General features: G+C 41.1%; 16 protein-coding genes and 1 tRNA gene. 8 read left to right on the top strand and 9 right to left on the bottom strand.

All coding sequences use genetic code 11. From position 1 onward, the window contains the following. Positions 1 to 5 precede the first annotated feature (5 nt). The 3 genes from HMPREF2086_RS07350 (at position 6) to HMPREF2086_RS10920 (ending at position 5,269) form a co-directional block, all read left to right on the top strand. Entirely contained in the window at positions 6 to 959 is a 954-nt protein-coding gene (locus HMPREF2086_RS07350) for a carbon-nitrogen hydrolase (RefSeq protein WP_023928150.1), read from the top strand. 483 nt (positions 960 to 1,442) lie between these two features. Next, entirely contained in the window at positions 1,443 to 3,233 is a 1,791-nt protein-coding gene (locus HMPREF2086_RS07345; RefSeq protein WP_023928149.1) for a hypothetical protein, read from the top strand. A gap of 92 nt (positions 3,234 to 3,325) precedes the next feature. Next, complete coding sequence (locus HMPREF2086_RS10920) at positions 3,326 to 5,269, top strand: hypothetical protein (RefSeq protein WP_023928148.1); 1,944 nt, start codon at positions 3,326 to 3,328, stop codon at positions 5,267 to 5,269. 650 nt (positions 5,270 to 5,919) lie between these two features. Here HMPREF2086_RS10920 and HMPREF2086_RS07335 read toward each other — a convergent pair. The 7 genes from HMPREF2086_RS07335 to HMPREF2086_RS07305 all read right to left on the bottom strand — a co-directional run bounded on the left by HMPREF2086_RS07335 (position 5,920) and on the right by HMPREF2086_RS07305 (position 12,826). Next, positions 5,920 to 6,375, bottom strand: a complete 456-nt coding sequence (locus HMPREF2086_RS07335) for an LPD3 domain-containing protein (RefSeq protein WP_023928147.1) — start codon at positions 6,373 to 6,375, stop codon at positions 5,920 to 5,922. Positions 6,376 to 6,629: 254 nt separating this feature from the next. After that, positions 6,630 to 7,814 carry a HipA domain-containing protein gene (locus tag HMPREF2086_RS07330; protein ID WP_023928146.1) on the bottom strand — a complete coding sequence of 395 codons (1,185 nt, stop codon included), beginning with the start codon at positions 7,812 to 7,814 and terminating at the stop codon, positions 6,630 to 6,632. Between the two features lie 313 nt (positions 7,815 to 8,127). Further along, positions 8,128 to 8,265 carry a hypothetical protein gene (locus HMPREF2086_RS11640; protein WP_156921323.1) on the bottom strand — a complete coding sequence of 46 codons (138 nt, stop codon included), beginning with the start codon at positions 8,263 to 8,265 and terminating at the stop codon, positions 8,128 to 8,130. A gap of 178 nt (positions 8,266 to 8,443) precedes the next feature. Further along, a complete protein-coding gene (locus HMPREF2086_RS07320) occupies positions 8,444 to 9,733 on the bottom strand; it encodes an argininosuccinate synthase (protein WP_023928145.1) in 1,290 nt (429 codons plus the stop codon). Between the two features lie 11 nt (positions 9,734 to 9,744). Then, positions 9,745 to 10,032, bottom strand: a complete 288-nt coding sequence (locus HMPREF2086_RS07315) for a hypothetical protein (protein WP_034560466.1) — start codon at positions 10,030 to 10,032, stop codon at positions 9,745 to 9,747. Positions 10,033 to 10,076: 44 nt separating this feature from the next. Next, on the bottom strand, positions 10,077 to 11,615 hold the full coding sequence (locus tag HMPREF2086_RS07310; protein ID WP_023928144.1) for a flagellin A: 1,539 nt from the start codon (positions 11,613 to 11,615) through the stop codon (positions 10,077 to 10,079). 290 nt (positions 11,616 to 11,905) lie between these two features. Next, positions 11,906 to 12,826, bottom strand: coding sequence for a hypothetical protein (locus HMPREF2086_RS07305; RefSeq protein WP_023928143.1), 921 nt, complete (start codon positions 12,824 to 12,826; stop codon positions 11,906 to 11,908). A 386-nt stretch (positions 12,827 to 13,212) separates the two neighbouring features. Between HMPREF2086_RS07305 and HMPREF2086_RS07300 the strand changes: the two genes are divergently transcribed. From HMPREF2086_RS07300 to prpD, 4 genes are all read left to right on the top strand, one after another. Continuing rightward, a complete protein-coding gene (locus HMPREF2086_RS07300) occupies positions 13,213 to 15,135 on the top strand; it encodes a propionyl-CoA synthetase (RefSeq protein WP_023928142.1) in 1,923 nt (640 codons plus the stop codon). Between the two features lie 87 nt (positions 15,136 to 15,222). Beyond that, positions 15,223 to 16,101 (top strand): methylisocitrate lyase, encoded by an 879-nt coding sequence (prpB, locus tag HMPREF2086_RS07295; protein WP_023928141.1) that lies wholly within the window; start codon positions 15,223 to 15,225, stop codon positions 16,099 to 16,101. A gap of 47 nt (positions 16,102 to 16,148) precedes the next feature. Next, the gene (locus HMPREF2086_RS07290; RefSeq protein ID WP_023928140.1) at positions 16,149 to 17,276 is read left to right on the top strand and encodes a citrate/2-methylcitrate synthase; all 1,128 of its coding nucleotides are present in this window, start codon (positions 16,149 to 16,151) and stop codon (positions 17,274 to 17,276) included. A gap of 77 nt (positions 17,277 to 17,353) precedes the next feature. Next, complete coding sequence (prpD, locus tag HMPREF2086_RS07285; RefSeq protein WP_023928139.1) at positions 17,354 to 18,808, top strand: 2-methylcitrate dehydratase; 1,455 nt, start codon at positions 17,354 to 17,356, stop codon at positions 18,806 to 18,808. Between the two features lie 401 nt (positions 18,809 to 19,209). Here the strand turns inward: prpD and HMPREF2086_RS07275 are convergent. Beyond that, positions 19,210 to 19,285, bottom strand: a tRNA-Ala gene (locus HMPREF2086_RS07275). Between the two features lie 471 nt (positions 19,286 to 19,756). On the opposite strand from HMPREF2086_RS07275, the gene HMPREF2086_RS07270 reads away from it, so the two are divergent. Next, positions 19,757 to 22,207: a TonB-dependent receptor gene (locus HMPREF2086_RS07270; RefSeq protein ID WP_023928138.1), complete on the top strand. Its 2,451-nt coding sequence runs from the start codon at positions 19,757 to 19,759 to the stop codon at positions 22,205 to 22,207. A 195-nt stretch (positions 22,208 to 22,402) separates the two neighbouring features. Here HMPREF2086_RS07270 and pseC read toward each other — a convergent pair whose 3' ends face one another. Next, positions 22,403 to 23,626, bottom strand: a complete 1,224-nt coding sequence (gene pseC, locus HMPREF2086_RS07265) for a UDP-4-amino-4,6-dideoxy-N-acetyl-beta-L-altrosamine transaminase (RefSeq protein ID WP_023928137.1) — start codon at positions 23,624 to 23,626, stop codon at positions 22,403 to 22,405. Positions 23,627 to 23,638: the final 12 nt, after the last annotated feature.

The following is a 23,638-nucleotide window of genomic DNA, read 5'->3' as shown; positions in this document are numbered from 1 at the left end:
CCACAATGTCCGCGCAAAAAGTAAAAATCACAGTGATTCAGCATAGCTACAAAGGTAGCTTTCGCGCTACGCAGGATTTCATCGCCAAAGAGATTAGACAAGCCACAAAAAACGATAGCGCAAAAAATAGCGCGAAAAACGACACAAAAAGCGATACAAATAGTGTGAGCACAAGTAGCAAAATCCCTCACATTATCGCCTTGCAAGAATTGCACTCAAATCTTTACTTTTGTCAAAGTGAAAATGTAGATACTTTTGACTTGGCAGAATCTTTTGATGATGAGGTTGCCTTTTTTTCCTCACTTGCAAAAGAATGTGGCGTGGTAATCATCACTTCGCTTTTTGAGAAGCGGGCAAAAGGGCTATATCATAATACCGCCGTAGTTTTTGAAAAAGACGGGCAAATCGCAGGAAAATATCGCAAGATGCACATACCCGATGACCCAAGTTTTTATGAGAAATTTTACTTTACGCAGGGGGATTTGGGCTTTGAGCCTATTGATACGAGTGCGGGTAGGCTAGGTGTGCTAGTGTGCTGGGACCAGTGGTATCCAGAGGCGGCGCGGATTATGGCTTTGAGGGGGGCTGATATGCTTTTTTATCCCACTGCGATTGGGTTTACCCCAAGTAATGATAGTGAGGAAAAATCCCGTCAGCTAGATGCGTGGCGCACGATACAGAGAGCGCACAGCATTGCAAATGCCCTCCCTACTATCGCTATAAACCGCGTAGGCTTTGAGCCTGATAGTAGCGGAGTGGGCGAGGGGATAGAGTTTTGGGGACATAGCTTCATTAGCGGTGCACAAGGCGAGATTTTGGCTCATCTTGGCGACAAAGAGGGGATTTTGGAATGTGAGGTGGATTTGTCCCGCACCCAAGATGTCCGCAGAATCTGGCCATTCTTACGCGATAGACGAATCGATGCTTACAAGCCGATTTTGAAGCGATTTTGTCGCTAGATTTTGACAAACTTTAAAAACACAAAATCTAGTCAGCTAAAATCTTAAAAATCAACTCCAAATTTTTACGCCTTTTTGCAAAATCTTTTAAGGTATTTTTATCACACTTTTTGGCATTTTGCGATATTTCAGCGACATTCTTGCGACAATGCCGTTTATAAACCCTTGTATATTTCTATCAAAGTGAGCAATATAAGCCATTTGCACACGCCAAGCGCGTTTTTGCTAGATTTGAAATATTCACTAAAAACATACATTTTATGATATAATCTCGCTTTTATCTACACTTTTGCTGTATTTTGGCTGTATTTGACATACAATTTGCTTAAACCTGCTTTTATATGGCTTTAATGGATTTTATTTAAGCCAAGATTCCCAAAGCAAAATCTAGGCAAAATCCAAAAATCAAAATTTAAGCAGAGGTTTTAAAGATTTTGCCATAGCACACAAAGTGCTTACACATTTTTATAAAAGGAATGCCAAATGAAAACTCCTCCAAACTTCAAAAGCCTTGCAAAAAACTTCGCTGTATTTTTGCTACCCCCACCACTTACGAATGCCCCAGCGAGTTTAGCGCGATTTTGTAAGCTAGTGCTTCACAAGAGTATTGCGAAGTCTTGCGCTCCCTTTGTCGCGCTACTTTGTATCAGCTCTTTGCTTTCATTTGCCAATGCGTATAACTATATTGCTGCGGCTTCTGTGGCAGGTGGAGGCAAGCTAGTTGCAAATGGTGTGGATATAGGCTGGCTAAATTTCACTAGAGGTGTCCCACTAAGTGTGTCTTTTGGTGGGCAAAACAGGATACGAACGCTAAGCGTAGATACAAACAACACCATAGATATTATGTTTGTAGGGCTTGAGGGCAATCATCTTATAATCGATGATTTTGAGGGGATAGGACGAGCAAATATTATCACAACTATACCTGAACTTGTGCTTATAACAGGCAATATGGCTAGGGACAAAATCACAATCAATGGAAAGAGTGCGCTAGGTTTAGAATCTATTATTACAGCACAACAACAAACAATCATAAACAAAGCCTATACGGGTGCAGGTGCTTATCTTATGGATACAGATACGCTAAAGATAAATGAAGTTGTGGGTGGAGTAAAAAATGAAGTCTATCAAGACCAAACTACTTTAGACATCAATACAGGTGGCAGGGAAAATGCAAATATAGAGATTGGCAAGGGTGCAGAATATGTCCGCGTATGTGTGTCTAAGGATAATTGCAAGCCTTATGCCGAGTGGAAAGCCAAGCAAAATATAGAGGGCAAAAATAACTCCCCCGCAAATAGTTCTAACTCCAGCATACAGGGCAGTGCACAAAACAGCACGCAAAACGCACAATCAAATACAAACACTCTGCTAAACCCAAGAAAATCCTATGAAAATCTATCCAATATCGCTGATAACAACACTATGCTTATCTATAATATGCTTTCAAACTATGAGGGGACATATCTAGCCTATGACTATGGGCTAGCAAACACCATTAGCGTAGGTGCGTTTCAAAACGGATTTTTTGCTCGCTACTACACAAAAAACAAATGGGCTTCAAGTGGCAATGACCACGGATATGACATAGGTATAAAGTTTCGTAGCAAATGGACTAAGGCAAATCTATATTATAGCCACTACTACCAAGACTCCATAGTGGCTACACTTGGGCTAAAGAGAGAATTTAGCTTTAATCTTAGTGATTCTTTTGGCTTTGTGCTTACTCCCTCTATAAACGCAAACTATGCTATGACGCTAAAAAAGGACTATATCCCTACAAATCATCTAGGATTTTTCACTGCCGAGTTGCAAGCAGGGGTTCGCCTATGGCGCACCACACTGCTAGCAAAAGCAGGTGCAGGCAAGGCATACAATTCACTAAAAACGATTTCGCTTGATAATGGTGCTTTGAGCTATGAGCCGACTTTTATCAACAATGTATATACGCTAGGTGTAGGGGTAAATCAGCGACTTTTTGGCGGGCTTCATATCGCAGCAGAAGCGGGATATGTGTATTTAGACAAGCAGTTTTGGGAAAGAGGACAGCTAAAGTCAGGTGTGTTTAGGGCAAATGCGATGATTATCTACAAATTTAGAAGCAATAGGTTTGATAATATGATGGGCTACTATGATGAGGAGGGCATATATAGAGAGTCTGCCAAAAGAGATAGATACGGCAGGACTATGCGAAAGTCTAGTGCTAGAAGCACAAGAGAGGCAAGGACAGATAGAAGTCATTTGCGTCCAGAGCGCGTAAGTGCTAGCTATTAGAACGAAAACGCCAAGCAACTAGTGCGTAAGTCTATCTAGCAAAACTAGATAAAACTTTAAGAAATAGTCAAAAAGTCTAAAATGGATAAAAAATGATACGGATAAGCTATGCCTACTCGCACGAAACTGTGCGGGGGGGGGGGGTAATACCTCAACACAAATCGTATCTAGTAAAAAATATTTTTAGTATGAAAAAATTTGCCATATTTTTTTGTTTATTTTTTGTAGAAACTATCTATGCTGATACATTAACTTGTCGTGGTGCAGGCACTAATGCTACATTAACTTGCAGTGGAGCGGGCTATACAGGACAATGCGTTTTAAGTGGAGAGGGATATTGTTATGTACCCAGTAATCTAAACATAGAGACTTTGACTGTTATAGGTGGCGCACTTCCTGCTGCACTTGGTCTTACTGCCCAAGCATCAGGAAATAACAGAATTGGTAAAATTATCATACAACGAAAATCAGGAACTGCTAAACAATTATCTCTTAACGCTTATAATAAACAAAAAGATGCTCGTTTGACAGTGGGAGATATAGTGCTAGGAGGGGGTGTAGATGAAACAAATGCGCTTGTGGTTAGATTTAGTAGTTTTACAGTAAGTCTAGAAAACACAGGTTTAAGCAAAGACGCAACAGGGGCATATATCCCTAGAAAAGAGACTAGTGGCACAGGAGGGGGGGGGGGAGGCAACCAAGGAGGGGAATTCACTCCACCTGAAAACGCAACACCAGAGCAACTACTTCAATCAGTGATAAAGTATGCGCAAGCACTAAATGAACAACTACACTTAGAATCCACCAACACCCTCATACTCTATAACATTCTTAATAATTATGATGGCACTTATATAAACTATGATTATGGATTAGGACATCAAGTAGGAATTGGTGCGTTTAATAACGGAGGATTTGCTCGCTATTATAACTACAACTCAAAAAATGGCTTTGATATAGGAGCTAAGCTAAAGATAGCAGTTGCAAATAAACTTTATCTAAGAGGAGTGGCTTATTATACTTACTTTGGTTCTAGCACGCTAGCTAGTCATTCGCTTGTATTTGGGCTAGGTGTGCTAAAGAACTTTGATTTTACACTAGGAAGTAGTGGTAATGTCTTTTGGGTGCTAAATCCTAGTGCAAATCTCTACTATGCCGCTACACTTAAAGGCACATATATGCCTGCTAATCATTTAGGATTTGGCAATGTCGCACTTGATACGGGCGTAAGAATAAAAAACACTTCACTCCTCTTGCGAGGAAGTGCAGGAGGAGTGCTAAATTCTTTGAAATCTATTGGTATTGATTTGGGTAATGGAGCAAACTATAAAAACACTACATTTTTTAATAATGCTATATATTCTGCTAGCTTTGTGTTTTCTCAAAAGTTTCCTTTGCAAAATCATAATGGTAGATTTTATCTAAATGCTGATATAGGTGGAGTGTTTGTCGATAGAGTGCTAGATAGCATAACTAATAAACCCTACATTCTAAAAGCTGGAATGCTACTAGGGTATGAGTTTGGGGGGGATAGCAATAGAGCTACAAGACAATCTAGCCGATACCAAAAGCTAAAAAACAAAAACGCAAGAAAAACTCTATCTGCTCCTACAAGCAATCAAACAACTACAAACAACAAACGAGCTACAAGCCTAGCACCTAAGGCTGATAGCACAAATAATGCAAAATCTACACCACTAGCTAAAACACCTGCTAAAGATTCTAATAAATCTCAAAAACCTGAACTAACTAAAGCAGAGAAAAAAGCACAAAAGCAAGCCCAAAAAGAAGCACAAAAAGCACAAAAGAAAGCTGCTAAAGCTGCTAAATCAACTCCACCCAAATCTACTCCACCAAAGATAAACCTACCTAAAGTGCCAAAATCTAGTGCTAAACAATCTGCTAAGCAAAATACTAAGCCTACTAAGCCTACCACAAAGCCAACTAATGCAAAATCTAGTGCCAAACCTGCTAAACCTACTGCAAAGCCAAGCACTCCAACTAAGCCAACTAAACAAACTAAACCCAAAAAATAAACCCACTAAACTTACAAAGCCCTAAAAATAAACTCTTGCCAAAATAAACTTCTACTAAACAAACTTACACTAAACAAATTTATACAAACAATCCTTTGCAAAACAAACTTCCATAAACAACCACTACAAACAAATCCCTGTCAAACAAGTTTCCATAAACAACACTGCAAAATAAACCCCTGTCAAACACACTTCCACAAATAAACTTTCGCAAAAACCACTGCCAAACAAACCCAAACTAAACTCACAAAACAATCTCTTACCAAACAAATCCCAACCAAACCTCACACGCAACCACACACAAAAACCACCTACAAACAATCCCAACTAAAGCTAGTAAATCTGTGAGGGGGGTGGTATGGGGTATTGGTGTGGTTTTGATTTTATGAGAGCACTCTAAGCAAGAGCAAGCATTTTTATCTTTTGTTGCGTAGCCATATTTGGTGTGTCATATCACTAGAGAATTTTTCTAAAAATGGATTTGTGGATTTTACCTGACATTGTAGCTCTTTGATTTTTGACATTACTTTTTATTGACTTATTTTTCGTTTTTGGTTATATTGCTTTTAGTCTTTTCAATAGTCGGGGTAAGGATTTTCCTCCACATTCTACCTCCTTAAGTGAGATTAGACTTCGCCCTTTGTTCGCGTTTAGCTTGGTGTGGGCTTGGCATTTGGCATAGGGCGTATTTCTTGCAACTCTAGTGAATAAATCCTGTTTCCGTGCTCTATGACTTCTCTTATAGTTAATAATACTTGTGCTTCTTTATTGTTTATTTTCGTATCTGCCAAATATCTATGCGTTTGTTTTATATCCTTGCTTTTTGTGTCTTGGTGGCTTTTTTGCAATATTGAATTTTCATAAAGCTCTTTTATGTGTTTGCTTGCTTTGAAATGTTCCTCTTTGCTAAAGTCGTTGTTTATGGATTTTTTTAGTGCCTCGCCACTTAGTATTTTATCTCTACCATTTGCACTTAGTTGCGCTACTCGTCCGTCATTTTTGTTTGTGATTTTTTGGTTTAGTATGCTGTCGATTGCTCTGTGTGCTTCACTGCGCAAATCTCTTATATTTTGCGTGCCTTGTGTTGTTATCGTTATAGTTTCCATTTGATTGTTATCCTTTATCGCATTTCTGGGGCGGTATTGTATCATTTTTGATGCTGTGCTATCCAAATTGCTTGATATGCCCTTTATATCCATTTGTTTGCAAAGTCTTTGGCAAATTTAATCAACTTTGCAGAATGTATGTGTTTGAAAATGTATGTTAAGAGATATAAGACATAGTTTTTGTGCTATTTTTTTTATCATCTAAGAGGAGGGAGGGGAATGAGAATCTTTGTAGTTTGGGTGTGTATTTTGGGTTATTGGTTTGTGTGGATTGTTGGTTTTTTATGACATAGTTCTATTGCTAGTTTGGCTCTATCTTGGATAGCTTTTTGGATAGATTCTAGCCATTCATCAGGGAGGTTAAATTCTTTATGTTTTTTAAATTCAAAGGTTTGTAGTTTTTCTAGGTTTGGGATATGGCGTGGCTGGACAAATAATTTTAGTTGCTCATCGAAGCTAAAATCAAAAAAGCTGTGCTGCATATTTGTAATAGCACTTGGAATGTCGCTTAGCTCATCTTGCGTTAGGATATTTATCATAGAAAATCCATTATCAAATATCGGTGCAGGGCGCAAAATCTCATTTGTGTTGTTGTCTACTATCATTCCAAAATTGCCTAAATGCCTATCGACATTGCAAATGAGCGCGTCAAATAGCATTAAATCTTCAAAGCTACCCTTTCCATACACTTTTTGAATCGGCTCTATTAGCTTAAACTTATATGACTGCCTTATGTCTTTATCTAAGCAATCATAAATATTTAAATATCCCTCATTTTCATTAGTAAAGATAGGGCAAGTGCTTACAAGCTGTCCGTGAAATTCTCTCAAATCATAAGAAATGTGTTTAAATCCTAGAGATTCTGCGATTTGTGCCATATAGTATTCTGCGTAAGATTCTTTCCCGCCATTTGCGTATTTTTCGCTAGAGCCTTTGTAGAGATAGATTCCTCTATCTTCTCTATGCCAGCATTTTTTTAGCATTCCATTTGTGGTGTATTCAGGAGAGCTAGTGATTTTGTTTGCTTTGTAGTTACCACCACTAAATGCTACTAAGGCTAGTGCCTTTTCAAATTCATTATCATAGAGATTAAAATCACTCCATTTGTATTTCCTATCGCTAGGCACTATCCAATAAGAATCATTGAGTGATAATCCTAGCGATATATCTATATATGCCATAAAATTACCATCCGAATCTACGCCTAGCGTTTTTAAAATATCATTGACAAAAGCTCGATTTTTTGGGATTTTTCGTTTTTCTATCCATTTTTGCAAAGAATCTAAATCATTCATTGAGCGTGGCAATAAATCATCGTTTATGGCTTTTGTATTTTTTATGGTGGCATATTGCCTTGAAATACCTTGATAAGTTTGTGTATTTATACTTACTTCAAATTCCAAAACAATCTTATCTTTGTTTTTTAGCAGATATTTCATATTTACCCTTTTTTAGGTGTTTGTGGATTTTGGGTTGCAAGGTTTTGGATTATAGCACAAATCTTTTTGGCTAGCATAAATGCCAAAACTGCTTGCAAAACTTCTCTTGCCCCTAAAAATTTTGACAATGCTATAAAATCATTTATGCCTTTTATGATGAAGTGCGATGAAGAGTGATAAAGTGCGTGCAAGATTTTGCTAATGATTTAAGAAGCTAGTTTGGAGTAGCAAAAGTATTGCAATGTGCCTAGCCAAGTATGCTTAGCAATGATAAAAGACATTTGCCTAGCGGATTTGCTAAAACGACTACCAACTATTCCTCCGAGATTATCGCAGTGCGCTTGGTGTAGATATGTTTGATTTCACTTGAGATAAAATCCACCGTGCTAATGTCCTCTATGCCGTCATTTTTGGTTGCTTTGATAGTAGTGTAGCCCCAGAAATATAGCACATTTATGCGCCTTGCTTTGCCGACTTTATGCGGGTGGGCTTATGCCTGTGGCTTGCAAGGGATATAGTTTGTCGCACAAGCACTAAGCGCACAATAACGCAAGCAGTGTAAAAGGTGTAAAAAGGCTTGGCAAAGATGATTTTCTGCCTAGCCTTGCTAATTTAGCCTTTGTGGTGGCTTAAGACTTTTTGCGTGTCTTTCTAGATTTTGCTTTGTTTGTGTTTGATTTATCTGCTTTTCCTGCGATGATGAAGCGTAGTGCATTTAGCTTGATAAATCCTGCGGCGTCTTTTTGGTCATATACGCTGTCTTCTTCAAATGTGCTATACGCAGCGTTAAATAGCGAGTTGTTTGACTCTCTGCCTAGAATGATTACATTGCCTTTGTATAGCTCTACGCGCACGCGTCCGCTTACGCGCTTTTGGGTGTAGTCGATTAGGGCTTGGAGTGCGCGTCTCTCATCGCTAAACCAAAATCCATTATAAATAAGGCTTGCATATCTTGGCATTATCTCATCTTTTAGGTGGGCGACTTCTCTATCTAGGGTTAGAGATTCTATTGCGCGGTGGGCTTTTAGGTAGATTGTGCCTGCGGGGGTTTCATAGCAGCCGCGTGATTTCATACCCACAAAGCGATTTTCCACCAAGTCAAGTCGCCCGATTCCGTGCTTGCTACCTAGTTCATTTAGCTTGCTCCAAAATTTCGCAGGACTTAGCTTTTTGCCATCGATTGCTATGCCATCGCCATTTACAAAATCAATAGTGATGATTTGGGATTTGTCTGGGGCGTTTTTGGGGCTGACACTCCAACGCCACATATCATCTTTTGGTGCTTGACTTGGGTTTTCTAGATTTTGCCCCTCATAGCTTATGTGCAATAGATTTGCATCCATTGAGTAGGGCGAGGCATTTTTCTTTTTTTCGATAGGGATTTGGTGCTTGGCTGCGTAGGCTAGGAGCTTTTCTCGGCTGTTTAGATTCCACTCACGCCACGGGGCTATGACTTTTATATCTGGGTTTAGCGCGTAAGCCCCTAGCTCGAAGCGCACTTGGTCGTTGCCTTTGCCTGTCGCGCCGTGTGCTATGGCGTCTGCACCGACTTTGCGAGCAATTTCTACAAGTCGCTTGGCGATAAGGGGGCGAGCGATACTCGTGCCTAGCAAATATTCGCCCTCATATATCGCATTTGCACGAAACATAGGAAACACAAAATCAGCGATAAACTCTTCGCGCAAATCCTCAATAAAGATATTTTTTGGCTTGATTCCTAGCTTTATGGCTTTTGCTCTAGCAGGAGAGACTTCCTCGCCTTGCCCTATATCTGCGGTGAAAGTGATGACTTCGCAGCCATACTCATCGCTTAGCCATTTGAGTATCACGCTTGTGTCAAGTCCGCCCGAATAAGCAAGGACTACTTTTTTTATGGATTTTTTGGTGCTTTTTGTGGTGGTTTTAGCAGATTTTGCCATTTGGTCGCTCCTTATGGAAGTAGTGAAATGGCACAATTATAATAGATTTTGGAATATGTTTGGGAAAGTTTTGCAAGAAGTTTGTTTGTATATTTTTTGCGAGGTTTTTTTGTGTGGGGATTTTTGTGGGAAGTTTTTGGGCTTGAGTTTTTGTAAGAATATTTTAGGGTGGGATTTTGTGTTTTTAAGTTTTTAAAATCGTGGCGGATTTGGGCAATAAAAAAGCTAGCCTTTAAGCCTATCCCTAGAGAATCTGCCGAAAATCTAAAGACAAGCACAAGGCTAGCTAAAAAGCCCAAAGCTAAGACTTATCCTTTGGGAAAATCTTAGCCCCAAAATCTATTTAAGAGAGAAGCCTTAGTAGATTTTGTTGTGCTGCGTTTGCTTGGCTTAGCGCGTAACTACCAGATTGTGCGAGAATCGTCCACTTGTTGAACTCTGTTGATTCTCTAGCGAAATCCACTTCGCGGATTCCACTTTCAGCTGCTTTTACATTCACTTGTGTAGTGGAGATGTTATTTACAGTTGCAATCATTTGCCCTTGCACAGAACCCAAGTCAGCGCGGATTTTGTCAAGTGTCTTTGTCGCAGAGTCTGCTATGTCGATAACCACCATAGCACCTCTTAAGGTTGTTACACCAGCACCTAGCACTTGATTTCTTGCCACAGCCGCGTTGTTTTCGTTTGCACCAGCAGCAGAGCGAGCGTCTTCTTTAAATAGCCCTAGCACATCGCGTAGGTTTACAACTGTTTCAGCTACGGCTTGTCCAGCTGCATATCCTGTGGAAGCAAGGTTACCTGTCCCAGATACAAGGATATCGCGAGAGTCTTGTCGCACAAGTGCCAATCTACCATAATTCACAGAACCCGGTCCTGTTAGGACTTGTCCGTTCATCTTTTCGATAGCTTTTGGACCACCTGTTTGCTTACCGCCACCCACAGGAGTGCCAGCTTGAAGCACGATACCGCGTCCATCAATAGAGCGCAAGTTTAGTCGTCCTTCATTGTCAGCAAATGCTTCCACACCTGTTTCAGCAGTTGCAGCGTTAAATGCTTGGACTAGTCTTCCATCGCTATCAGCTTGCTTGATACCTTTGATGTCGCCTAGTGAAAATCCATTGATGACAACGCCTAGCATTTCACCTGCTTGGATTTCTTGGTCGGAGGTAGAAAGCACGACAGCATTAGCGCGGATACCTGTTTTATCAGCAGTTTTGTTGATGACTTCTGCTAGGTTTCCTAGCCCTGTGCCTGCAGTGTGAGAGATTTTGACAGATTCTAGCTGGACATCATTGACACCATCGACTTGGCGGAATTTGATAGCCACTTCACCAGAAGCGGTAATCATCGCACCTGTCTCAAGGCGAACTTGCCCGATTTTGTCAGAAGTAGTCGCACCGATAGAGGCTTTGATAGATTGGTTAGAATACGCACCTACTTGGAATTCTTTGTTAGTCCATTGACCAGACAAAAGAGCTTGTCCGTTGTAAGCGGTAGTGTTACCCACCATATCTAGACCTTGCACCAAGCGGATAATGTCGTTTTGGATTGCCTTACGAGAAACGGAAGTTTGTCCATCTTGGGCTGCTTGGATAGCTTTGGTTTTCACAGTGTCAAGGATTTTAAGCATTTCGTCCATCGCTTTATCAGCGATTTGGATAATACCCATACCCTCGTTTGTGTTTTGGATAGCTTGTCCTAGCGCGCTTGCTTGAGTGCGCAAAGAGTCCGCAATAATCATACCAGAAGCATCATCAGCTGCCTTATTGATACGAAGACCTGAGCTTAGTTTCTCAAGAGAGTTCTTGAGATTCCATTGTGTTCCTACACCTTGCACATGGGCATTTAGTGCCATGACATTCGTGTTAATTTGAAAAGCCATTGTGAAACTCCTTTTTGGGATTAGTCTAAAGGCATCCTTGCCTTTGACTAGGCTAGAATCGACATAAAAAAACTCTTTTTAATAGAATTTAAGGGATTTTTGGTAAAAACACCCAAAAATACGCAAATATTTGACAAAGTATTTGAATTTATATATCTTTTATGTTGTTTTAGTGGAATCTCGTAAAAAGCCAAAAAGCCAAAAAAAAGCAAAAAATAGAGTTGTCTTAAAACGATTTTTGCGTTTATGATTTTGTATTTAAGCGGTAATAATGTGGCGCGATAATTTGACTAATCCACATTTATCGTGCGGAAAAATAGCTCTCCATACTTGCTATTTCTATCCACATAAGCGCAAGTCTCTTGCAAAGATAAATCATTTTCTAGGCACTCTAGTAGCATTTCTAGCACCATTACTGCATCTCGCGGTGCGATATGTGGAGGGCATTCTTTGGCATTTGTGTAGTGTCGGTGGAGTTTTTTGATAAGTTCAGAGTTGCGCACTTCTACTATCATTGATTCCATAGGGGCTTTAAAAAACATTGTTTGGGTTTTGGTATTTATAGAGGTGTAGAAAATATCAAGCCCATAGATTTTTTGGCTATATGAATCAAAGAAATATAGTGATTTGTTTAGATTATCACGGAAAATATCTATCATAAGGGATAAAATCTGTATTTTTTGGTCTTTGGTATAAAAATTGCCAATAGGCGAGAAGCAAAACTCTAGCAAAGATTTTATCGAATACCACTCACTAGCGTTAAATGAATAATCTCGCATTTTTTCCCCGCGTCTTCTGCGGTAGGATTCTGTTAGCTCATCATTGCTTTTTTTATACACAAGGGGGACTATGAAATCCCTATACGCAGGATTTGGGAAAGATGGGTGAATGATTAGCGAACCCTCATTTTCGTTTTCATAGATATATTTTACCCCAGCGCAATAGCTCTCATCAATGATACTTATCTCACTCACGCTTGCAGAATCTAACAATTCATAAAACTCTTTTTCATCGCATTCCCATATTTTTTTTGGGTAGCGCAACGCTTTTGAGATAGCATTTCTAATATGTATGTTTAGCTCTTTTTTGGCATTTCCCTCTATCCAGCTAGCCACAGTGCGTCTATCTTTTTGCACCATAGTGGCAAACTTGCTCACACTCAAACCAGAGCGAGCAAACATTTTTTGTAATCGTTGTGTAAAATCTAGCATTATCTTTCCTTTTTCTTGCAACATTTTATAAATCTTGCAAATGATTTTTGTGAAGCGTTTTTGTTACTTTTTTTTGTTGTTGTCTATGGATTTTTCATAGATTTTGCAAAAAATTTTAGGCTTTTTACTTTTTGTAACACTTTTTTGGGTGTTTTTTTGGTTAGATTTTGGCTTTTGGGTTAAAAATTCTTATGAAACTATACAAGATTATTGCACAATTTTTGCGCATTTTTGTAAAAAGTAGTCGTTTTTTTAAGTTTTTTCCAAATCTTTTGTGCGTATTGTCCCAAAAATTTGATTCTCTTTTTGTGTGGATTGTGCCTAGATTGTGTATGAAATCGTTTATAATGGAATTTCCCTAACAACAACTTTTAGGAGGTAAAAATATGGGAATAATTTATGATGAAACATACAAACGGTCAATAGAAAATCCAGAGGCTTTTTGGGCAGAGGCAGCCCAAAAAGTGCATTGGTATAATGAATGGGACAATGTGCTTGATGATAGTGGCGAGCATTATAGGTGGTTTGTAGGGGGCTGTATGAATACCTGCTACAACGCGCTTGACTTGCACATTCATCACGGCAGAGGCGACCAGCTAGCCCTCATCTATGACTCCCCCGTAACAGACACAAAGAAAAAATACACCTACAAGCAGCTACGCGATAGGGTGGCAAAGACAGCGGGGATTTTGGCAAACAAAGGCGTAGTCAAAGGCGATAGAGTCATCATCTATATGCCGATGATTCCAGAGGCAGTGATTGCTATGCTTGCGTGTGCGAGGCTTGGGGCGATTCATAGCGTGGTGTTTGGGGGGTTTGCCTCCCACGAGCTAGCGATGAGGATAGAGGACGCAAAGCCCCGCGTGATAATGACAGCAAGCTGTGGAATCGAGGTAAGCAATATCATTGAGTATAAGCCTATCTTAGATGAAGCAATCAAAAAATCCCAACATAAGCCCACTACTTGTATCGTGTGGCAACGACCGCAGTATAAGGCAAGTATGCTTCCTTGGAGAGATGTCGATTGGGAAGTGGAGGAGGAGAAAACCCACCCCGTAGAGCCTGTGCCTGTGCTCGCAACCGACCCGCTTTATATCCTCTACACTTCGGGCACGACAGGCACGCCAAAGGGCGTTATCCGCTCAAATGGTGGGCATTCTGTGGCGATGAAGTGGAGTATGGATAATATCTATAACGCCAAAGAGGGCGATGTCTTTTTCACTGCTTCTGATGTAGGCTGGGTGGTTGGACACTCATATATCGTGTATGCGCCACTTATGAATGGTTGCACTACGATTGTCTATGAGGGCAAGCCCGTGCGCACGCCAAATCCTGCGAGCTTTTGGAGAATCATCGATGAATACAAAGTCAATATTTTGTTTTCCGCGCCTACGGCATTTCGTGCGATTAAGCGAGAAGATTCTAAAGGCGAGCTAGCCAAAAAATACAACCTTGATAGCTTGCGAAGTATTTTTGTCGCGGGCGAGCGGTGCGATAGCGATACGCTAAAGTGGATTGCAAAGGTTACAGGCAAGCCTGTGATTGATAATTGGTGGCAGACAGAGACAGGCTGGGCGATAGCGGCAAATCCTATGGGGCTAGACCCTATGCCTGTCAAGCCCGGAAGCCCTACTAAGCCTACACCGGGGTTTAATCTAAAAGTGCTAGGCGAAGATGGCAAAGAGCTAAAAGCGGGCAAAAAAGGTGCGCTGTGTATTAAGCTACCGCTTCCGCCTGCGTGCCTAATGGGAATCTGGGAAAATGAGGAGCGGTATCGCAAGGGCTATTTGGAGCATTTCAAAGGCTACTACCTCACAGGCGACACAGGCTATATCGACAAAGACGGCTATGTCTATGTGCTAGGGCGAATGGACGGCATAATCAATGTCGCTGGGCACAGACTATCCACAGGCGAAATGGAGGAAGTCATCTCTAAGCACCCCGATGTCGCAGAATGCGCGGTAATCGGCGTGAATGATGAGCTAAAGGGCGAGATTCCATTTGGCTTTATCGTGCTAAAGCAAGGAATCGAGCGCGACCACAAGGGAATCGTAGATGGCGTGGTTTCTCTTGTGCGCCACGAAATCGGCGCGGTAGCGTCATTTAAAACCGCAGCGGTGGTAAATGCCCTGCCAAAAACGCGAAGTGGCAAAATCTTGCGCAAGACTTTGCGAGAAATCGCTGATGGCGTAGAATACGCTATCCCTGCGACTATCGAAGATGTGAGTGTGCTTGATAGTTGCAAGGAGGCAATCGCAAAACTTGGCTACCCAAAAGAGGCTAAAAAAGAAGAGCCAAGCGCGAAGTAGGTTTTTTGATAAGAGCGGGTTTTGCAGATTTTTAAGCGCGAAATCAAGCATTTTCTAGAATTTAAATTTTAAAATAAGGAGTTCAAAATGAGTAACATAACTTCAGCAGGAAAGAGATTTAGGCAGGCATTAAAGGAAAATTCTCCTTTGCTAATCGTAGGCACACCAAACGCATACTCCGCGCTGCAAGCCACCAAAATCGGGCATAAGGCAATCTATATCTCTGGCTCGGGCGTGGCAAGCGTGAGCTATGGGCTACCTGATTTGGGAATCGTGGGGCTAGAGGATTTTTGTATCGATGTGCGTAGAATCACTTCGCGCGTGGATACGCCCCTGCTTGTGGATTGTGATACGGGCTTTGGTGGGGCGTTTAATATTGCTCGCACGATAAAAGAGCTAATCCGCGCAGGTGCAGCCGCTACGCACATAGAAGACCAAGTCGCACAAAAGCGTTGCGGACATCGCCCAAACAAAGAGCTAGTAAGCACGCAAGAAATGTGCGATAGGATAAAAGCTGCAATGGATGCCAAAATCGATAGTGAATTTGTCGTTATGGCACGCACCGATGCGCACGCTATCGAGGGACAGGATAAAGCAATCGAGCGCGCTGTGGCTTATGTGGAAGCGGGAGCAGAGATGATATTTGCCGAAGCAGTGCATACACTTGAGGAGTATTCTGCCTTTGTCAAAGCTGTCAAAGTCCCTGTGCTAGCAAATATCACAGAATTTGGCAAGACGCCTTACTTTAGCGCAGATGAGCTAAAGGGTGCGGGAATCTCAATGGTGCTCTATCCTCTCTCGGCAAATCGTGCGATGAGCAAGGCGGCAAATACCGTGTATAAGTCGATTTTGGCAAATGGGCATCAAAAAGATGTGCTTGATATAATGGAAACGCGTGAGGAGCTTTATGCAATGCTTGATTATTATACGTATGAAAACAAACTTGATGAGTTGTTTAAAAAATAGCGTTGCGTAAGACAAATCCACATAAATCATAAAAAAGGAGAGTAACAATGAGTAAAAGTGAAGCGAGTAAAAAAAGTGGCGGCTTAGCAGGAATCATCGCTGGACAAAGCGCGATATGCACCTGCGGGCTAGGAAATGGGCTAAATTACTATGGCTATGCTATCGAGGATTTGGCTCATCATTGTGAGTTTGAGGAAGTGGCGTATTTGTTGCAGTTTGGCGAGCTACCAAATGCAAACAAACTTGCTGAATACAAATCTAAAATCGCCGCGCAAAGAGGGCTACCAAAAGAGCTAAAAGAAGTCCTAAAGCAAATCCCAAAAGGCGTGCATCCTATGAACCTTATGCAAAGCGCGGTGGCGACACTTGGTGCGCTAGAGGGAGAGAGCGAGGATTTTAGCGACCAAGATAGCAAGATTATCCGCTTGCTTGGCGTGCTACCTAGCGTGCTATGCTTTTGGCACAACTTTGTGTATAAGGGCAAGGAAATTGATTTTGCAAGCAATCAAGATTCTATCGCGGGGTATTTTTTAGAAAAGCTAAAGGGGGAAAATCCGCCAAGCGAGTTTATCAAGGCTATGCACTGCTCGCTTATCCTCTACGCCGAGCACGAGTTTAACGCCTCGACTTTTACAGCTAGGATTTGTGCTTCCACACGAAGTGATATTTTTAGCGCGGTGGCAGCGGCTATCGGTGCGCTAAGAGGACCGCTTCACGGTGGGGCAAATGAAGCAGCAATGCACCTCATAGAGAGCTTCTCTAGCGTAGATGAAGCCATAGCTGGCGTAAATCACAAGCTAGAGACAAAGCAGTTGCTAATGGGATTTGGACATAGAATCTATGGCGCAGGTGGCGACCCGCGAAACGCGCTTATCAAAGAGTGGAGCAAGAAGCTAGGAGGCGACACGCTTTTATTCAAAGTGAGCGAAGCAATCGAATCACTAATGAAAGAAAAAAAGCCAAACTTGCCACCAAATGCGGATTTTTATAGTGCTTCGGCATATCACTTTATGGGAATCCCCACAGAATACTTCACGCCCATTTTTATAATGAGTAGGGTTTCTGGCTGGACTGCGCACATAAAAGAGCAAAGGGCAAATAACAAAATTATCCGCCCTAGCAGTGAGTATATAGGCGTGCCACCTCGTGGCTTTGTAGAGCTTAAAAATCGCTAAGCTCACAAGTCTAGATTCTAGAATCTAGACTTAAAAACGCGTAATCAAAACTTAAACTTAAACCAAAGGAGAACACAATGAGTAACGATATGGGAATACTAGAGGCAAAACGACCTGAATTTGATGAGCTACTAACCAAAATCGCAAAATACGCTGATGAGTTTGTAGCAAAGAGTGATGTAGCGATAGAAACGGCAAAATACTGCCTAATGGATACGATAGGGTGCGGGATTTTGGCACTAAAGTATCCTGCTTGCACAAAGCTACTAGGACCAAGCGTGGAGGGCGCGGAGTTTCGCCCGCTAGGGAGCAAGGTGCCGGGCACAAGCTATCAGCTAGAGCCTATTCGCGCGGCGTTTAATGTCGGGGCAATGGTGCGCTGGCTAGATTTCAATGATACTTGGCTAGCTGCAGAGTGGGGACACCCAAGCGATAATCTAGGCGCAATCTGGGCAGTGGCAGACTATGTAAGTCGCAAAAACATAAGCGAGGGCAAAGAAGCACTCAAAGTCTCTTGCGTGCTACAAGCGATGATAAAAGCGCACGAGATTCAAGGCGTGCTTGCACTAGAGAACTGCTTTAACAAAGTGGGGCTAGACCACGTGCTACTTGTGCGTATCGCTAGCACAGCAGTAGCAGCAAAACTTTTGGGCTGTGATTTTAACGAAATCCGCAACGCTGTCTCGCACGCATTTATTGATGGTGGTGCGCTTCGCACTTATCGCCACGCGCCAAACACAGGCTCACGCAAAAGCTGGGCTGCAGGCGATGCGAGCTCTAGGGGAGTGGATTTGGCACTCAAAGCAAAAACGGGCGAAATGGGCTATCCAAGCGCACTAACTGCGAGCTTTTGGGGATACCACGATGTCAAAATGAAAGGGCAAAAGCTCACAATCCCGCAAGAATTTGGTAGCTATGTAATGGAAAATGTGCTTTTCAAAATCAGCTTCCCTGCGGAATTTCACGCGCAAACTGCCGTAGAAGCCGCGCTAAGTTTGCATAACGAAGTCAAAGATAGACTAGATGAGATTGATAAAATCATCATCACCACTCAAGAATCTGGACACCGAATCATCAACAAAGTAGGCGAGCTAGCAAACCCCGCGGATAGAGACCACTGCATACAATATATGGTTGCCGTGCCGCTTATCTTTGGGCGACTTGTGGCTGATGACTATGAGGACAGCGTAGCGAGCGATAAGCAAATCGATGAGCTACGCGCAAAAATGGTGGTAGAAGTCGATGAGCGATACACACGCGAGTATTTGGAAGCCGATAAGCGCAGTATCGCAAACGCCGTGCAAGTATTTTTCAAAGACGGCTCTAGCACGCAAAAAGTCGAGGTAGAATACCCAATCGGGCATAAGCGCAGACGCAAAGAGGGAATCCCCGTGCTTGAAGCGAAGTTTAGGACAAATCTAGCGACTAGATTTTCGCCAAAGCAGTGCGAGATGATTTTAAGCGCGTTTGAGAATGATAAAAACCTGCTTAATATGAATTTTAATGAATTTAGTGATTTGTTTGTGCTGTAATTGTGAGGTGGCACGCGTGGAGTGAGAATTTGCTCGGTGCTAAAAATCAATGTTGCGCAAGGAGGGGGAATCTAGCAAAAAGCACAAAAAATCACAAAATTACTTGCTAGTGTTTTATCTACTAGCAAGAATCTTAGATTTTAAGTTGGGCTTGGTAGAATCATTGAAAATATTTTTATAAATACTTCAATACTTTCTCAAACTTATAAAAAAAAAATTCATATAAAAATTTGGCGTGCAAAAAAATATGTAAAAAAAAACACATTAAAAAAGATTTGGCGACTATGTGCTTTAAGAAGTGATTTTGCAAAAAGGTTGTAAAAAAGAATAAATGAGGTTTTGTAAGAAAAACAAAAGGCTACAAGAGAATAAATGGTGGTAATAAAAATAGTGGCAAAAAATGGTGGAGTGTAGGGGGTTCGAACCCCTGACCTCAACGCTGCCAGCGTTGCGCTCTCCCAACTGAGCTAACACCCCTTTTTATGCTTGATACTTAAGCTAAAACTACGCCAAAATCTTATGAAATAAAAACCAAAATCCTACCAAAAAATCCTTGAAAAATCCCTAAAATCAGCAAAAAAACTCCAAATACCCCTCAAATATTTTCCAAGCACTTTCCAAACTTTTTTTAAGATATAGCAATTTGCCAAAAATCATTAAGCGGTTTTGATAAACGAGTTTGAAATAAATATTTGTCCCACAAAATAGATTTTGATTTAAAGCTGTGGGATTAAATCAAGCATTGTTTAGAGTAAAAACTTATTTTGAAATTTTTATAGGCACTCTTATTATGATGCTATTTTTGAGAATTTTTAAGAATTAAGCGCATTTTTATTTTATTATTATTTTTTTGTATTATAATGCGCTATTTTTATTTAAGCGAAATAAAAATCGCTTTTAATAAAAAATAAAACCTACCCACAAAAAAATCTTGCAAAAGGAATAAAAATGAAAAGGCATACCCACATTAGTGCGACTTTGAGCGCGACTTTGGCTACTATGCTGCTATCTCAAAGTGCTATTTCAGTAGAGCTAAATGCAGACAACGAGAGAGAGAGAGAGAGAGTAATCCTAGCGCAAACTAGCCTAGAATCCAAAGAGCCACAAAGCGTGAAATCTAGGGATAAAATCGATTCCGCGTTAGACACCACAAATAACACAAACACCACAACTACTACAAACGCTACAACCACTACAAATCCCGCAAGCACTTCGCAGGATTTATCTCCTCAAAGCACTTCAAGCAATCACTCTAGTCAAAACACACAAGATGATTTAGATACCCAAGCAAGCTACAAAAACTTAGAAGCAAAAGATTTGGGGAGAGTAAGTGCTAGCGCACCAAAGCGAGAAATGAATAGAGAAAATGCTATTTTTATCAATAAGGAGGACTTGGCAAACAAAGGATATGCAGACTTAGAGCAAGCCCTCTCACACCAAGCCTCTATCACGCTTACCCCCAGTGCAAATGGGCAAAGACAAATCGACATTCGAGGGCAGGGCTTAGATGCAATCAAATCTGTAAAAACATACATAAATGGCGTGCCAATCAATATAAACGACACAGGCTATGGCGCGAGCCGCAATGGCTTTTCGCTAAATGGAGCAAATCCATTTAATCTCATAGACATTAACGACATAGAGTCCATAGAAGTGCTTGCGGGTGGTGGCTCTGTGCTATATGGTAGTGGCACACGCGGTGGTGTGGTAAATATCATTACCAAAAAGCCTAGCAAAAATTATGGCAGGGTCAGCCTAGAGGGAGTGGCATACGAAGCAAAAGAAGCTCTAAGCGGCAAAGCAAGCGTAGGTGGAGGCTATAATATCAAGGACAAAGCATTCATAAGTGCAAATGTATCTTATGCCTACAAAAATGGCTTGCGCCCGAGAGAATACACCAAAAATGCTTATGCTTCTTTGCAAGCCTCATACCAAATCAGCGAAAAACACAAGCTAGATTTTAGTGCGAACTATGCAAAATCTTATCAATTTTTTGCAGGCTATAATAATAAATTTATAAACGGCACACAAGAAAAATCTATCTCTGCAATGAAGCAAGAGCGATATAGCACACCCACGCAAGCTACTTTAAATGGCGTTGTTATGCAGGATTTGGTGCAGGCTTCTTTGAAATATAGCGCAGATTTTAGTCAGCATTTGGGCTTTAGCGCACTTGGATTTTATTCATTTAGTGATTTTGCTTTCCCTGAAATTTCAGGCGACCCAACGATTGCAAATGCAAATATCACAGGCACAAATAGCAATCACAACGCAGGTGTGTTTCTAAAGCTAAAGCATAGCACCAAAAATAATAAACTCTATGTAGGGCTAGATAATAATGTCGAAATCAGTAGCGCAAATAGCGGAAGTAGCGATAAGCGTGAGGGAGTGAGATATAGTGGTGGAGTGTATTTGCTAGATTCGTTTATGCCGAGTAAATATTTCTCACTCACAGGTGGTGCAAGAGGGGAAGTGGTATATTATGATGTGGATAGAACTGCGGTTACAAGATTTGCTATTCCACCTACCAACATTGTAAGCAGTGTGGGCTCACGCCAAGATATTAAGGCAAACTATGCAGCTGAAATCACTCCAGCATTTCACTACGGCGAGGCGGGAACTGTATATGCCAAAGGCGAGATAGGGTTTATTAGCCCTAGTGTCGCACAGATTATAAACGCAATTAGCACAAGTAATACTTCAAAAGAATTTGCAAAATCAAACATTAAGCCAGAGCAGTATTTCACAGGTGAGATAGGGTGGAGAGATGAGTTTTTGTTTTCTAGCTTTTCTGCAAGTGCGTATTATACGCACTCATTTAATGAAATCCGCTATATCTATCAAACTGCTGTAAGAAATTTTTTTAATCTTGGCGAGACGCAACGATTTGGCTTTGAGTTTGTGGGCAAACAGCGACTTTTTGATAAGATTTTGAGTTTGCAAGAATCGATAAATTTTAACTACTCAAATGTGCTAAAGGGGAGAGATGAAACTGCTATGTTTAATGCCAATGCCATAGGTGCGAGTGATGCAAGCCAAGAGGGCAAGCAAATCCCTTATGTGCCAATAGTGAAGGTAAGTTTGCTAGCAAATGTGCAAGCTATAAAAGTAGGCAAGCATTCTCTAAATATTTTTTATAACAACAGCTACTATGGACAACAAGTGGATAACAACTACGCGCTAATGAATCGTGGAGGATATGTGCTAGGGGATATAGGATTTACTTACGCTTATAATGGATTTAGCATAAGTGCGGGCGTGCGAAATGTGTATGATAGCTTTTATGTCGCTTATCAAAGTAGCTCTAGCTCGGCTAGAGGGCAAACAACTACAAATACTAGGACTTATCTAGCAGGGGAGGGGAGAAGCTACTATATCGCAGGTAAATGGGAGTTTTAAGCCAAACAAAGCAATAATTCTAAAAGGTGCAAGGCAAGTAAAGCGTGCAAAAAAGCAAAGCATAAAAAGCAAAGTAAAAGTGAAAAAATCTAAAAGCTATTTTTTAAGATTTTGCTACGCATTTTTGCTAGCAAAATCTTTTTTGCAAAAACTTTTATAAAAAAAGCAAAATCTAGTTTTGCTTAAAAAATATCACTATCTATACGCATTTCTAAACACTTCTAGAACGGATTTTATGCAGTATTTTATGTCTTTTTTGCTCATCGCTTGATGAAGTGGGATAGAGATTTCAGCTTCATACCATTGCCTTGCTTTGTGTCTTGCTTGGCTTTTTGCTTGGTGTTGTTTTGTTTGTCCATCTCGCACACAATCTCTAAACAGCTCATAATCAAAAATCGGCTTATAATGCACCTGCACACCCAGCCCCCTTGCTTGCAATGCCCTAAAAATCGCTTCTTTGTGTGGGATTAGCTTATTTGACAATAAGATAGGGTAGAGATGATTTGTGCTTTTGATATTTGGAGGATTTTGCGCGTGGGTGGGGGTAAAGTATTCTTTGGCAAATTTTGGATTTTCATAAAAAGCCTCATCATAGATTTTAGCGATTTTTTCTCGCTTGTCTAGAAACTCATCGATTTTTTCTAGCTGTGATAGTCCTAGTGCGGCTTGCAATTCGTTTAAGCGGAAATTAAACCCAAAATCTTGCACCTCACTATCCCAAAGTGAAATCTTGCTAAGCCCGTGTGAGCGCAAAAGTTTTGCTCTCTCATAGATAGATTTATCGTTTGTGATAATCGCTCCGCCCTCTGCGGTTGTGATAGGCTTTATGGCGTGAAAGCTAAAAATACTCACATCTGCAAAAGTGCCGATTTTGCGCCCATCTAGCTCGCCACCAAAGGCGTGAGAGCTATCAGAGACAAAGGCTAGATTGTGCGCTTTGGCAATGGATTTTATTGATTTTGCTTCTACACTTTTGCCTGCGAAATCCACGCTTACGATTCCTGCGATATTTTGCGCTTTTGCATTATTGTCTGTGGTGTTTTTGATTTTTGTTGTTAGCAGGGATTTTATGGATTCTACGCTTATGTTGCCATCATCTAAAATATCAGCAAATATGGGCTTGCACCCGCACGCAAGGAGCATATTTGCCGTAGCCACAAAGCTATTTGGCGTGGTTATCACACTTTGCCCTTGCTTAAAGGCGCAACGATACGCGCAATACAGCGCGGAAGTCGCAGAATTAAAGCAAAGCGCGTATTTTGCTCCTATGTATTTGGCGATTTTGCCCTCAAACTCCTCGCATAGCTCGCCCTGTGTCAAAAGCGGGGATTTTAGTGCGGATTTTACGCGCTTTATGTCGCGCTTATCAATTAGCTGTGTGCTGTATGGTAGAAATATGTTGGTTTTTTGGTTTGGCATTTTTTCTCACTT

The sequence above is a fragment of the Helicobacter macacae MIT 99-5501 genome, from assembly GCF_000507845.1.
GTDB lineage: Bacteria > Campylobacterota > Campylobacteria > Campylobacterales > Helicobacteraceae > Helicobacter_B > Helicobacter_B macacae.
This window is presented reverse-complemented; position numbering and strand designations above follow the sequence as displayed.